At 67.3% G+C, this 13,695-nt stretch carries 11 protein-coding genes; 3 read left to right on the top strand and 8 right to left on the bottom strand.

Going from position 1 to position 13,695, the window contains the following annotated elements; all coding sequences use genetic code 11:
- Positions 1-67: 67 nt before the first annotated feature.
- A complete protein-coding gene (locus tag AC5Y3Z_RS09800) occupies positions 68-919 on the top strand; it encodes a RecB family exonuclease (protein WP_463824418.1) in 852 nt (283 codons plus the stop codon).
- Positions 916-1,713, top strand: a complete 798-nt coding sequence (locus AC5Y3Z_RS09795) for a thioesterase family protein (protein ID WP_463824419.1) — start codon at positions 916-918, stop codon at positions 1,711-1,713. Before AC5Y3Z_RS09800 ends, AC5Y3Z_RS09795 begins: the two co-directional genes overlap by 4 nt.
- Before the next feature lie 79 nt (positions 1,714-1,792).
- Here the strand turns inward: AC5Y3Z_RS09795 and AC5Y3Z_RS09790 are convergent, their stop codons facing one another.
- The 5 genes from AC5Y3Z_RS09790 to metH form a co-directional block, all read right to left on the bottom strand.
- Positions 1,793-3,163 (bottom strand): FAD-containing oxidoreductase, encoded by a 1,371-nt coding sequence (locus AC5Y3Z_RS09790; RefSeq protein ID WP_463824420.1) that lies wholly within the window; start codon positions 3,161-3,163, stop codon positions 1,793-1,795.
- The gene (locus AC5Y3Z_RS09785) at positions 3,160-3,642 is read right to left on the bottom strand and encodes a DUF4126 domain-containing protein (RefSeq protein ID WP_463824421.1); all 483 of its coding nucleotides are present in this window, start codon (positions 3,640-3,642) and stop codon (positions 3,160-3,162) included. Before AC5Y3Z_RS09785 ends, AC5Y3Z_RS09790 begins: the two co-directional genes overlap by 4 nt.
- 106 nt (positions 3,643-3,748) lie before the next feature.
- Positions 3,749-4,594: an ATP phosphoribosyltransferase gene (gene hisG / locus AC5Y3Z_RS09780; RefSeq protein ID WP_463824422.1), complete on the bottom strand. Its 846-nt coding sequence runs from the start codon at positions 4,592-4,594 to the stop codon at positions 3,749-3,751.
- A gap of 2 nt (positions 4,595-4,596) precedes the next feature.
- Positions 4,597-4,878 (bottom strand): phosphoribosyl-ATP diphosphatase, encoded by a 282-nt coding sequence (locus AC5Y3Z_RS09775; RefSeq protein ID WP_463824908.1) that lies wholly within the window; start codon positions 4,876-4,878, stop codon positions 4,597-4,599.
- 73 nt (positions 4,879-4,951) lie between these two features.
- Positions 4,952-8,743 (bottom strand): methionine synthase, encoded by a 3,792-nt coding sequence (gene metH, locus AC5Y3Z_RS09770; RefSeq protein ID WP_463824423.1) that lies wholly within the window; start codon positions 8,741-8,743, stop codon positions 4,952-4,954.
- 350 nt (positions 8,744-9,093) lie between these two features.
- On the opposite strand from metH, the gene AC5Y3Z_RS09765 reads away from it, so the two are divergent.
- Positions 9,094-9,984, top strand: coding sequence for a PAC2 family protein (locus AC5Y3Z_RS09765; protein WP_463824424.1), 891 nt, complete (start codon positions 9,094-9,096; stop codon positions 9,982-9,984).
- Between the two features lie 2 nt (positions 9,985-9,986).
- On the opposite strand, the gene AC5Y3Z_RS09760 is transcribed toward AC5Y3Z_RS09765, so the two are convergent.
- Genes AC5Y3Z_RS09760 through mshC form a run of 3 tightly spaced genes read right to left on the bottom strand, consistent with a single transcriptional unit; the run spans position 9,987 to position 13,332 of the window.
- Complete coding sequence (locus AC5Y3Z_RS09760) at positions 9,987-11,165, bottom strand: FAD-dependent monooxygenase (protein ID WP_463824425.1); 1,179 nt, start codon at positions 11,163-11,165, stop codon at positions 9,987-9,989.
- Between the two features lie 4 nt (positions 11,166-11,169).
- Positions 11,170-12,072, bottom strand: a complete 903-nt coding sequence (locus AC5Y3Z_RS09755) for an SDR family oxidoreductase (RefSeq protein ID WP_463824426.1) — start codon at positions 12,070-12,072, stop codon at positions 11,170-11,172.
- A 24-nt stretch (positions 12,073-12,096) separates the two neighbouring features.
- Positions 12,097-13,332 carry a cysteine--1-D-myo-inosityl 2-amino-2-deoxy-alpha-D-glucopyranoside ligase gene (mshC, locus tag AC5Y3Z_RS09750; RefSeq protein WP_463824427.1) on the bottom strand — a complete coding sequence of 412 codons (1,236 nt, stop codon included), beginning with the start codon at positions 13,330-13,332 and terminating at the stop codon, positions 12,097-12,099.
- Positions 13,333-13,695: the final 363 nt, after the last annotated feature.

Raw genomic sequence — 13,695 nt, 5'->3', positions numbered from 1 at the left:
TCGACTCGCCGACCACGTTTATCGGGGTTGACCACGATTTGTCGTAGGCCGGTCATAAGCTGCGAATATGACCAATCAGCTGGCGGCTGCCCCGCCGGTTGCGCACAGCTCGCGGCCGGCGTTGTCCCCGTCGCGGGCTGCGGACTTCAAGCAGTGCCCGCTGCTGTACCGGTTCCGGGCGATCGACCGGCTACCGGAGGCGCCGTCCACACCCCAGCTGCGCGGGTCCTTGGTGCACGCCGCCTTGGAGCGGCTGTACGGCTTGCCCGCCGGGCAGCGCGATCCGCAGACCGCCAGCGCTCTGGTCGAGCCGGCGTGGGAGCAGGTGCTGGCCCGCGAGCCAGACCTGCTCGCCGGACTGGAACCCGATCAGCGGACCCAGCTGCTCGACGAGGCGCGGGCGCTGCTGGCGGGTTACTACCGGCTCGAGGACCCGACCCGTTTCGACCCGCAGTGCTGCGAGCAGCGGGTCGAGGTCGAACTGGCCGACGGCACCTTGCTGCGCGGCTACATCGACCGGATCGACGTCGCTGCCACCGGTGAGCTGCGCGTGGTCGACTACAAAACCGGCAAGGCGCCGCCGGAAGCGCGCGCCCTGGCCGAATTCAAGGCCATGTTCCAGATGAAGTTCTATGCGGTGGCGTTGTTTCGCTCGCGTGGCGTGCTGCCTACCCGGCTGCGGCTGATCTACCTCGCCGACGGTCAACTGCTGGACTACACGCCGGACCGTGACGAACTGCTGCGATTCGAGAAGACACTGATGGCGATGTGGCGCGCGATCCAAGCTGCCGGCCAGACAGGCGATTTCCGGCCCAGCCCATCGCGGTTGTGCAACTGGTGTGCCCACCAGGTGCACTGCCCAGCCTTCGGTGGCACCCCGCCGCCCTACCCGGGCTGGCCGACCGAACCGGCGGCATGAGCGGCAGCTTTTACCGCCGTCTACCCCGACTCGGCGACGGCGATGAACGGTTTGAATCGACGGAATTCACGCGCAGCAACTGGGGGCCGGATCTGCAGCACGGGTCTCCGCCGATGGCGCTGCTGACCAAGCTGGTGGAAGAACTCTCGGCGGGATCAGGCTTGCGAATCGGCCGACTCAGCCTGGACATTCTGGGCGCAATCCCGGTCGCCCCGGTGCGTGCCCGCGCCTGGATGCAGCGGCCGGGATCGCGGGTGGCGATGATGTCGGCTGAGATGCACGTCGACCGGACGGATGGCTCCACCCGCGCCGTCGCGCGCCTGTCCGCGTGGTTGATCGCGGTATCCGACACCGCCGACGCCGCCTCGGACCGCTATCCGCCGGTACCAGAAGGTCCCGCCCAGCCCGTCCCGGACGTATTCGCCGATGCCGGGGGCTATTTCGATGCGATCACCTGGCGCCCGCAGCGCGTGGACGACGGCGCCGAGGCGCTGTCCTGGTTCAGTCCGATCGTGCGCATCGTCGACGCCGAGGAGACGACGGCCCTGCAGCGCCTCGCCGCCGTGGTGGACTGCGCGAACGGGGTCGGCAAAATTCTGGATCCAGGCGAATTCGCGTTCATGAACACCGACACCGTGGTGCATCTGCATCGACTGCCCGTCGGCAACGACTTCGCGCTGCGTGCCCGCGCGTCCGTCGGCCCGGACGGCGCCGGGGTGACCACGGGCGAGATCTTCGATATCGCGGGATTCATCGGCACCTCCGCGCAGACGCTGTTGATCCAACGGCGATAGCGCAGCGGCGCAGGCGCTGGCCTCTCTCAGCCACCGGCGGCGCGGGCCGTGCGGTGCCGGGATCTGACCTGCAGGGCCCCTAGTCCAGCGCCGTCAACTCCTGCAGCACCGTGGGAATCAGTTCGCTGACCGTCGGATGGATGTGCATGGTGCGCGACAGCGTGGTGTACGGCGCTTTGGCTGACATGACGTCCAAGACGCAGTGCACGGCCTCGTCGCCGCCGACACCGAAGATCGCCGCGCCCAAGATCTCGTCGGTGTCGGCGTCGACCACGATCTTCATGAACCCCTGTGTCTCACCCTTTTCCACGGCCCGGCCGACCCGCGTCATCGGCCGCTTGCCGACCAGCACCGTGCGGCCCGAGTCGCGGGCCTGCCGGACGGTCATACCGGCGCGCCCCAGCGGCGGGTCGATGTAGAGGGCGTAGGTGGTGATGCGATCGCTGACCTTGCGGGAGTCGTCATCGAGCAGGTTGGCGGCTACGATCTCGAAGTCGTTGTAGGAGGTGTGGGTGAAAGCACCCTTGCCGTTGCAGTCCCCCAGCGCCCAGATGTGGTCGATGTTGGTCTTGAGTTGGTCGTCGACTTCGATGTAGCCGCGCGCGTCGGTCTGCACACCGGCCGCGTCTAGGCCGAGTTCGTCGGTGTTGGGCTGGCGGCCCACCGCAATCAGTAGATGAGTCCCCGCGATCGCATCGGCACCGGCACTCGACGTGAGTTCAAATCCGTTGTCGCGCTTACTGACTCGTACACCGTCGGCGCCGGTGACGACGATGATGCCTTCAGCTTCCAGGATCTCGCGGATGGTCGCCGACACGTCTTCGTCCTCACGGGCGGCCAACCGCGGCCCCCGCTCGACGACGGTCACCCGGGCACCGAAGCGGCGGTACATCTGCGCGAACTCCAGCGCGATGTAACTACCGCCGACGATCACGAGATGCTCGGGCACCGTGTCGAGATCGAGCACCGAAACATTGGTCAGGTAGTCGACTTCCGCCAGGCCGGGGATGTCCGGCACCACCGCGCGGCCGCCGACGTTGAGGTAGATCCGGTCGGCGCGCAGCAGTTCGTTCCCGACCCGCACGGTGTGCGGATCCTCGAATCGTGCGTGTCCGCGGAAGACGGTGCAGCCCTTCATGCCGTCCAACCAGGATTCGACGCCGTGGCGGTCCTTGAGCATGATGTCGTCTTTGCGGGCCTTGACCTTGCCCATGTCGATGGTGACCGGTCCGGTCCCGACTCCGTATTCCGCGCCACGCCGCGCCAGGTGCGCGGCATGGGCGCTGGCCACCAGGGTCTTGGTAGGGATGCAGCCGTAGTTGACGCAGGTGCCGCCGACGTGCTGGCGCTCGATGACTGCGACCCGCTGTCCGGCGGCGGTCAGCCGCCCGGCCAACGGCGGTCCGGCCTGGCCGGCGCCGATGACGATCGCGTCGAACGTCTGCGTCACAAAGCTGCCGCGACGGCGACGATGGCGAACGCGCCCAGCACGGCAACCGCGTCTTCGAGCAGGGCGATCGGCAGGTCGTGGCCGCCGTTCTTGGCCACCAGCGCGCGCCGGGCCTGGTAGCCGCCGATGGTGCCGAGCACGGCCCCGACGATGCCGGCCCCCAGAGCCGCCCACTTGTGCCCCCACGCGGTGCCGAGGACCGCGCCGGCGAACCCGCCGGTGATCAGCCGGACCGCGAACACCGGTGTCGCGGTGCGTGGCGGCGTCTTGGGCAGTTTGTCGTTGACCAGCTCAGCGACTGCCAGCAGGCTCAGGATCACCACGGTCACCAGGTTGCCGACCCAGGCAGCCCAGGTTCCGGTCAGGTTGAGCCAGCTCAGCGCCACCGCCCAGCTGACCGCAGCAGGCGCCGTCAGGGATCGCAGACCCGCCACGACACCGATGAGCATGGCCAGCAGCAGGACAGTAACTTGCGTCACAGCAATCCCTCCTGGGACAGACGTAGCGCCTGGATACGGCGGCCGGACTTCCGTGGATGCACGGGTTCCAGCGGGACGCTAGCACAGCTAATGTCCGGGCAGCGGGTCAGAATCTGCAGAACCTGATGTCTGAGGCCAGGATCGCCTTGGCCCCGATCACGGCCAGCTGGTCCATGATTCCGTTGACGTCGCGGCGCGGCACCAGCGCGCGGACCGCGACCCACTGCGGGTCGGCCAGCGGGGCGATGGTCGGCGACTCCAGACCCGGGGTGATCGCGGTCGCCTTGTCCAGCACCGAGCGCGGGCAGTCGTAGTCGAGCATCAGGTACTGCTGACCGAACACCACGCCCTGCACCCGGGCGATCAATTGGTCACTGGCAGCGCCGGATTGGCTGTCTGCGCGTTCGATCAGCACCGCTTCCGAATCGCACAGCGGCTCACCGAAAGCCACCAGATCATGCAGGCTCAGGGTGCGTCCGGAGCCCACCACATCGGCGATGGCGTCGGCAACTCCCAGTTGCACGGAAATCTCCACGGCGCCATCGAGTCTGATGACAGTGGCATCAATGCCTTTGTCGGCCAGATCTTTTCGCACCAAATTGGGGTAGGCGGTAGCGATGCGCTTGCCCGCCAGATCCGCCGTCGTCCAGTCCAGCCCGGCCGGGCCGGCATAGCGGAACCTCGACGACCCGAAGCCCAGCGCCAGCCGTTCCCGCACCGGCGCGTCGGAGTCCAGCGCCAAATCGCGTCCGGTGATGCCGAAGTCGAGTTCCCCGGAACCGACGTAGATGGCGATGTCCTTGGGCCGCAGGAAGAAAAATTCGACGTTGTTGGCGGGATCGATGACGGTCAGGTCTTTGGGATCGGTGCGTCGGCGGTAGCCGGCCTCAGACAGGATCTCGGCGGCCGGTTCGCTCAACGCGCCCTTGTTGGGTACCGCCACGCGCAGCATGCTCACAGCTTCCGGTAGACGTCATCGAGGGACAGGCCGCGGGCGATCATCAATACCTGCGTCCAGTACAGCAACTGGCTGATCTCTTCGGCCAGCGCCGCGTCGGGTTCGTGCTCGGCAGCCAGCCACACCTCGCCGGCCTCCTCCAAGATCTTTTTGCCCAGCGCGTGCACGCCGGCGTCCAGCGCTGCCACGGTGGCGCTGCCCGCCGGCCGGGTGCGGGCGCGTTCGCCGAGTTCGGCGAACAGATCTTCGAAGGTCTTCACGGCCAGCGATTGTTCCACGTCCGTGCCGAACAGACGCAAAAGCACCCGATACGCCGGGTTTAAGGGCGCTTTTGCGTCTGCTCGCCCAAGTTCAGTCCTCCGGGTTGTAGCCGAGATTGGGGGCCAGCCAGCGCTCGGCTTCCCGCAGGGTCCAACCCTTGCGCTTGGCGTAGTCGGCGACCTGGTCCTGGGCCATCCGGCCGACCACGAAATACTGCGACTGCGGGTGGGAGAAATACCAGCCGCTGACCGCGGCACCGGGCCACATCGCCATCGACTCGGTGAGTTCGATGCCGGTGCGTTCTTTGACGTCCATCAGCTTCCACAGCGTCACCTTCTCGGTGTGCTCCGGGCAGGCCGGGTAACCGGGGGCGGGCCGAATGCCCTGGTACTTCTCGCTGATGAGCGCCTCGTTGTCCAGGTGCTCATCCGGCTGGTATCCCCAGAATTCCTCGCGGACCCGCTGGTGCATCCGTTCGGCGAACGCCTCGGCGAGGCGGTCGGCGATCGACTCCAGCAGGATTGCGCTGTAGTCGTCGAGAGCCTCTTTGAACTCCATGATCTTTTCCTGGCCGCCCAGCCCGGAGGTGACGGCGAAGGCGCCGACGTAGTCGCGCAGACCCGTTTCCTTCGGGGCGATGAAGTCGCCCAGCGACCGGTTGGGGATGCCGTCGCGGTGCTCACCCTGCTGACGCAGATTGTGCAACGTGGTCAGCACCTCGGTACGGGTGTCGTCGGTGTAGACCTCGACGTCGTCCCCGACTGCATTCGCCGGGAAAAAGCCGATCACCCCGTTGGCGGTCAGCCACTTCTCCTTGATCAGGGTGTCGAGCATCTGTTGCGCATCGTCGTAGAGCTTGCGGGCCGCCTCACCCGAGGCCGGGTTGTTGAGGATGTCGGGGAACCGGCCCTTCATCTCCCAGGCGTTGAAGAACGGCTGCCAGTCGATGTATTCGCGCAGCTCGGCGAGGTCGTAATCGAGAAACTCGCGGACCCCGAGGCCCGCGGCGGGTACCGGCGGCGTGTAACCGTCCCAGTCGATCGGCGTCCGGTTGGCGCGGGCCTTCTCCAGGGTCAGCGTCGGGCGCTCGTTCTTCTGAGCGTGCCGTTCGCGCAGCGATGCGTAGTCCTTTTCGGTGGCTTCCAACAGGGCCGGTCGCTGCTTGTCGTCGAGCAGCGCGGCGGCGACCGGCACCGACCGGGAGGCGTCCTTGACCCAGACCACCGGTCCACTGCGACGCGGTGAGACCTTGACTGCCGTGTGCGCGCGCGAGGTGGTCGCACCACCGATCAGCAGCGGGATCTCCAGCCCCTCGCGTTCCATCTCGACGGCGAAGTTGACCATCTCGTCCAGCGACGGGGTGATCAATCCGGACAGCCCGATGATGTCGGCGTCGTGCTCCTTCGCCGCGGCCAGGATCTTCTCGGCGGGCACCATCACCCCGAGGTCGATCACTTCGAAGTTGTTGCACTGCAACACGACTCCGACGATGTTCTTACCGATGTCGTGCACGTCACCCTTGACGGTCGCCATCACGATGGTGCCGTTGGTATCCTTGCCGGCTTTTCCATCCTGGGCGGCCCCGGAGTCCGCTTTCTCCTGCTCGATGAACGGCAGCAGGTAGGCCACGGCCTTCTTCATCACCCGGGCCGACTTCACCACCTGGGGCAGAAACATCTTGCCTGCGCCGAACAGGTCGCCGACGACGTTCATGCCGTCCATCAGCGGGCCCTCGATCACCTCGATCGGGCGACCACCTGCCGCGGCGATCTCGGCACGCAGCTCTTCGGTGTCGTCGTCGACGTTGGCGTCGATACCTTTGACCAGGGCGTGCGTGATCCGCTCGCGCACCGGCAGGCTGCGCCATTCAGCGGCCTTCGGGTCTTCGGACTTCTCCGTCTTGTTGAACCGCTCGGCGATCTCCAGCAGCCGCTCGGCGGCGTCCTCGCGACGGTTCAGCACGACGTCTTCGATCCGGTCCCGCAGCTCGGGATCGATCGAGTCATACGGCACCAGGGCGCCGGCGTTGACGATGCCCATGTCCAGGCCGGCCTTGATGGCGTGGAACAGGAACACCGCGTGGATCGCCTCGCGCACGGGGTTGTTGCCGCGGAACGAGAACGACACGTTCGAGATGCCGCCGGAGATGTGCACCCCGGGCAGGTTCTCTTTGATCCAGGCGCATGCCTCGATGAAGTCGATGCCGTAGGTCGCGTGCTCCTCGATGCCGGTGGCCAGCGCGAAGCAGTTCGGGTCGAAGATGATGTCTTCGGCCGGGAAGCCGACCTCTTCGGTCAGGATCCGGTAGGCGCGCCCGCAGATTTCCTTGCGACGCTCGAGGTTGTCGGCCTGCCCCTGTTCGTCGAAGGCCATCACGACGACGGCCGCGCCGTACTTGCGGCACAACCGTGCCTCGCGGATGAACTTCTCCTCGCCCTCCTTCATGGAGATCGAGTTGACGATTGGCTTGCCCTGCACGTTTTTCAGGCCGGCCTCGATGACCTCCCACTTGGAGGAGTCGATCATCACCGGCACGCGGCTGATGTCTGGTTCGGCGGCGATCAGCTTGGTGAACCGGTCCATCGCGGCGACGCCGTCGATCATGCCCTCGTCCATGTTGATGTCGATGACCTGCGCACCGACCTCGACCTGCTGCAGGGCGACCGACAGGGCGGTGTCGTAGTCCTCGGCCTTGATCAGGTTGCGGAACCGGGCCGAGCCGGTGATGTTGGTGCGCTCACCGATGTTGACGAACAGGGAATCGTCGGTGATGTTGAGCGGCTCCAACCCGGACAGCCTCGTGGCCACCGGGATCTGCGGCACCTCACGCGGGGATTTCCCCTCGACCACCTTGGCGATCTCGGCGATGTGCGGCGGCGCCGTCCCACAGCAGCCACCGACCAGGTTGACCAGCCCGGCCTCGGCGAACTCGGCGATGTAGGAGGCCTGGCGCTCCGGGGACTCGTCGTATTCGCCGAAGGCGTTGGGCAGGCCGGCGTTCGGGTAACAGGAGACGAACGTGTCCGCGATCCGCGACACCTCGGCGATGTAGGGCCGCATCTCCGGCGCACCCAGGGCGCAGTTGAGGCCGACCGCGATGGGCCTGGCGTGCCTGATCGCGTTCCAGAACGCCTCGGTGACCTGCCCGGATAAGGTCCGCCCAGAGGCATCGGTGATGGTGCCCGAGATGATCAGCGGCCAGCGGCGACCACGTTCCTCGAACAGTGTCTCGACCGCGAACACCGCCGCCTTGGCGTTCAGCGAGTCGAAGATCGTCTCGATCATGAGCAGGTCGGCACCGCCGTCGACCAGGCCGTTGGCCGATTCGAGGTAGGCGGCCACCAGCTCGTCGTAGGAGACGTTGCGGGCGCCGGGGTCGTTGACGTCCGGCGAGATCGACGCGGTGCGCGTCGTCGGGCCGATGGCACCAGCCACGTAGCGGGGCTTGTCCGGCGTGCTGAACTCGTCAGCGGCTTTGCGGGCCAGCGCCGCACCGGCGTAGTTCAGCTCATAACTCAGGTCCGCCATGTCATAGTCGGCGAGCGAGATCGCGTTCGCGTTGAAGGTGTTGGTCTCCAGGATGTCGGCGCCCGCATCGAGGTACTCGCGGTGGATGCCCTCGATGATCTGCGGTTGGGTCAGCGTGAGCAGGTCGTTATTGCCCTGCAGAGCGGTCGGCCACTCGGTGAACCGGTCGCCGCGATATCCGGCCTCGTCCGGGCGGTCGCGCTGAATCGCCGTGCCCATCGCGCCGTCGATCACCAGGATCCGCTGGCGCAGGGCGGCCGCCAGCTCGTCGGTGCAGTCCGGGCGGATGTTCGGCTCGAAAATGTTCGACGCGGCGTTGTTCGACTGAGCGGCGTTCACGTACGTTCCTTCCACAGCGGAAGGCGTCCTTGAGATCTGCCGAGCGTGGCGGATGGCCGGTGCTGACCCCGGACTCCGTTGCAACGCCTCTCGACCCGGCAAGTCTACGTCGGTCTTCCGACATCTGGACGCCCAGCTAGACCCGACCCGGATCTTATCGGCAATGTCGTTGTCACCAGGGTCAACCAGCTCACCGTCGCAGCTATTTCCGCCACGAGCGTCCTCACAATGCCGGTCTGAGGGCTGATTTGCCGCACATGTGGAGGCGCTCAGCGCAGCAGGACCATCCTCGCTTAAGGCGATCGGTCCCGGCGCACCGCACGTCCGGATCGGTATGGCACCCGCAACGCCGTTAGGCTGACTGGATGACACTTCCCGACGGTGACCAGGACGGCGGCGACACGCTGCCGCGCCTGCAGAACACCGTCGTGGTGGCGGCGTTCGAAGGCTGGAACGACGCCGGTGACGCGGCCAGCGACGCGGTGGCTCACCTGTTCGACATCTGGGACGCCGCTCCCATCGTCGAGATCGACGACGAGGCCTACTACGACTACCAGGTCAACCGGCCGGTGATCCGCCAGGTCGACGGCGTCACCCGGGAGCTGGAATGGCCGGCGATGCGGATTTCGCACTGCCGCCCCCCTGACAGCGACCGCGACGTCGTGCTGATGTCCGGGGTCGAGCCGAACATGCGGTGGCGCACCTTCTGCGACGAACTGCTGGCGGTGATCGACAAGCTCAACGTCGACACCGTGGTGATCCTCGGCGCCCTACTGGCCGACACGCCGCACACCCGGCCGGTGCCGGTCTCGGGGGCGGCATATTCGTCGGAGTCGGCGCGGCTGTTCGGCTTGGAGGAAACCCGCTACGAGGGGCCCACCGGCATCGCCGGCGTCTTCCAGTACGCCTGCGTCGCGGCCGGTATCCCGGCCGTCACGTTCTGGGCGGCGGTGCCGCACTACGTGTCCCACCCGCCCAATCCGAAAGCGACGGTGGCGCTGCTGCACCGCGTCGAGGAGGTGCTCGACGTCGAGGTGCCACTGGCCGACCTGCCCGCGCAGGCCGAGGCGTGGGAGCGGGAGATCACCGAGATGGCCTCCGACGACCAGGAACTGGCCGAATACGTGCAGTCGCTCGAACAGCACGGCGACGCCGCCGTGGACGTCAACGAGGCGCTCGGCCAGATCGACGGCGACGCGCTGGCCGCCGAATTCGAGCGGTATCTGAAGCGGCGCCGGCCGGGATTCGGGCGCTAGCCTCAGTCGGGCTCAGTCGTGCCCCGGCGCAGCATCGCGACGACGGTCGTCGGTTCGCCGGCCAGCGCTGTGGAGATGAACCGGTTGATCAGTGGGCGTGCGGTGAACCGCAACGCAACGCGACGCGAGGTCGGCAGCGTCCAGCAGCCGGTATCGCGGGTGACCTTCTGTTTATCCTCAACCACCCACCGCCACAGCTTCTCGTAGAAGTCCAGCGCCCGCTCCACCGTGGAGGTGGTGCGCAGCTGCTCGGCCAGCACGTAGGCCCCGGCCACCGCCAGCGACGGGCCGTGCGGGGCAAGCGGTGAGACCGCGGCGGCAGCATCACCGATCAGCACCACGCGGCCCTTGCTCCAGCGGGGCATGATGACCTGAGCGGCCGCCTGGTAGTAGATCTGCTCCGACGGTGGGCAACGGTCCAGAATCGCCGGCACCAACCACCCCATCCCGGCAAACTTCTCCCGGACGACGCCGCGCGGGTCGTCGGCCAGCGTCGGGTCGGCAGCGGCGAATGTCCCGCACACTGCGGCGCGACCGTCCGGAAGAAAGAAGGTATCCAGCTGGCGTTCGAGGGTGTCGGTCAGGACGATCTGCTCGACATCGGCCTGACGGCCGATGTCGGTGGCGTCGCACACGAAAGCGGCGCAGTGAAATCCGAGATAGCGCAGGTAATCCGACTCGGCCCCGAACACCATCGCCCGCACCGTCGAGTGAATGCCGTCGGCGCCGATCAGCAGATCGGCCACCAGCTGCTCCCCGCTGTCCAGCGTCACCGAGATGCCGTCGTCGTTGTCGGTCACCGCGGACAGCGAGGTGCCCAAACGCACCTCGACGGCCTCGGGCAGATTGCCGCGCAACACGCTGGTCAAGTCGGCCCGCAACATGCTGGACACTCGGCCGCCGAGCGCCTTGGCGATCTGGTTGTACGGCAGGTCGGCCCGCCGGCGACCCTGCTCATCGACCAGCGTGGCCTCGTCGATGCGGTAGGAGACGTCTTTGACGGCGGGCAGCACGCCGATCGCCTCGGCAGCCTCGTATCCGGCGCCATAGAAGTCGATCAGGTAGCCCCGCTCGTCAGGCTCGGGCGTTCGTTCCAGCACGACGACGTCGGCGCCCAGGCTCGACATGCGCTCTGCCGCGGCCAGCCCGGCGATGCCGGCACCGCAAATGATGACCTTCACGGCGTCATGGATTCGGCGGTTTCTCCAGACCCTGCGTGTAGGCGCTGGTGTAACGCCCGAGCGCGGCGACCTGCTCGTCCATCTTGGGCACCACCTCGACCGCGGCCCGGCTGGTCGGCAGGGTGCCGAGCCGGGTGGTCAACACCGGCTTGAGCCACCGGAATCCCGCGACCCATTCCGGGCAGTAGATGTGGTCCTTGCGGCCTTCGATGCCTTTGACGAACGCCGAGGCGCACTTGTCGACCGAGGTCGTCTTGTTCAGCGGGAACGGCAATTTGGCGAGCAGTTCGCCGAACGCGGGCAGATCGCCCTTGGTGTCGCGGACCAGCGCGGTGTCGATCCACGACATATGCGCCGAACCGACGGCGACGCCGAGCGGCGCGACCTCCAAGCGCAACGCGTTGGCCAGATGTTCGTTGCCGGCCTTGGACATGTCATAGGCGGCCATCCCCGGCGCGGCGGCGAACGCCGCCAGCGACGAGACGACCAGCACGTACCCGCGGCGGTCGATGATGGCCGGCAGGGCGGCGCGCACGGTGTAGAAGACGCCGAGCAGGTTGACGTCGATCACCCGCTTGAAGGCCTCGGGGTCGATGTTGAGCACCGACCCGTAGCTGGCGATGCCGGCGTTGGCCATGACCACGTCGATGCCGCCGAACTTCTCGACTCCCTGAGCGACGGCCGCCTGCATCGCCGGCAGGTCCCGCACGTCGGCGACCACGGTCAGCACCCGCTCGTCCCCGCCGAGTTCGCTCGCGATCGTCGTCAGCTCTTCTTCACCCAGATCGGTGAGCACGAGCTTGGCGCCTTTGCGGTGCAGGCGACGGGCGACTTCCGCGCCGATCCCCCGCCCGGCGCCCGTGATGAGAACGACTTTGTCCTGCACTGTGCCCTGCACCCGAGTCATGGCCGAAAACGTACCATCGCGGACTTACAGGTCCACTCCCAGCAGGGCGTCCACCGCGGTCGCCACCAATCCTGGCGCCGCCTCGTCGTGGCCGCCGTAGTCGAGCGCGTCGGTGGTCCAACCATCAAGTGCGGCAACCGCTTTGGGGGTGTCGAGGTCGTCGGCCAGGTAGCGGCGCACCCGGGCCAGCACGTCGGCGGCGTCGGGCCCGGCGGGCAGCACGGTCGCCGAGCGCCAACGGTTCAGGCGACTCTCTGCTTCGTCGAGCACCGCCTGGCTCCAATATCGGTCGGCACGGTAATGGCCGGCCAGCAGGCCCAACCGCACCGCAGAGGGGTTGACCCCCTGGGTTCGCAGCTTCGAGACCAGCACCAGGTTGCCGCGGCTCTTGGACATCTTGTGCCCGTCCCAGCCGATCATCCCGGCGTGCACGTAGTGGCGCGCGAATCTGCGTTCACCGGTGACGCATTCGGCGTGCGCGGCGGTGAACTCGTGGTGCGGGAAGATCAGATCGCTGCCGCCACCCTGGATGTCGAGTTCGCTGCCGATGCGGCTCAGGGCGATCGCCGCGCACTCGACGTGCCAGCCCGGGCGGCCCGGCCCGAACGGCGAGGGCCAGGACGGCTCGCCGGGCCTCACCGCGCGCCACAGCAGCGCGTCGAGTTCGTCGGTCTTGCCGGGGCGGTGCGGGTCGCCACCACGCTGTTCGAACAGCTCCAGCATGGTGTCGCGGTCGTAGCCGGACTCGTAGCCGAACTGCAGGGTGGCGTCGGCGCGGTAGTAGACGTCGGGGTACTCGCCGTCCACGACGTAGGCTGCGCCGGCTGCCACCATCTTCTCGACGAGTTTCACGACCTCGGCGACCGCTTCGGTGGCTGCGACATAGTCGTGCGGCGGCAGGACCCGTAGCGCGGTCATGTCCTGCCGGAACAGCTCGGTCTCCCGGTCGCCGAGATCGCGCCAGTTGACGCCGTCGCGGTCGGCGCGCTCGAACAGCGGGTCGTCGACGTCGGTGATGTTCTGGACGTAGTGCACATCGTGGCCCAGGTCGAGCCACAGCCGGTGGATCAGGTCGAAGGAGAGGTAGGTGGCGGCGTGGCCCAGATGCGTGGCGTCATAGGGCGTGATGCCGCACACGTACATGGACGCTTTCGGGCCGGGGGTTACCGGTCGGACCTGACGGTCGGCGGTGTCATAGAGCCGCAGCTCGGGGCCGCGTCCCGGCAGGGCCGGGACCGGCGGAGAAGACCACGACCGCATGGCTCGTACTTTAGGCGTGGCGACGATGCAGCCCGCGCAGCGGGCTGAGAAGGAGGCGCGCAATCAGACCCCGCGTGGCGACGATGCAGCCCACGCAGCGGGCTGAGAAGGAGGCGCGCAATCAGACCCCGCGTGGCGACGATGCAGCCCGCGCAGCGGGCTGAGAAGGAGGCGCGCAATCAGACCCCGCGTGGCGACGATGCAGCCCGCGCAGCGGGCTGAGAAGAAGGCGCGCAATCAATCCCGCCGGACGATGCAGCCGTTCATGAGCAGCGCGGGCCGGCAATTGAGTGTGAAGACACGGATTTCAGAGTGAGCTGAGGGCGCTACTTTCGCGATTCTGCCGCACAGCGCTCACACTCA

It is taken from the genome of Mycobacterium sp. NGS61 (assembly GCF_059812325.1).
This window is presented reverse-complemented; position numbering and strand designations above follow the sequence as displayed.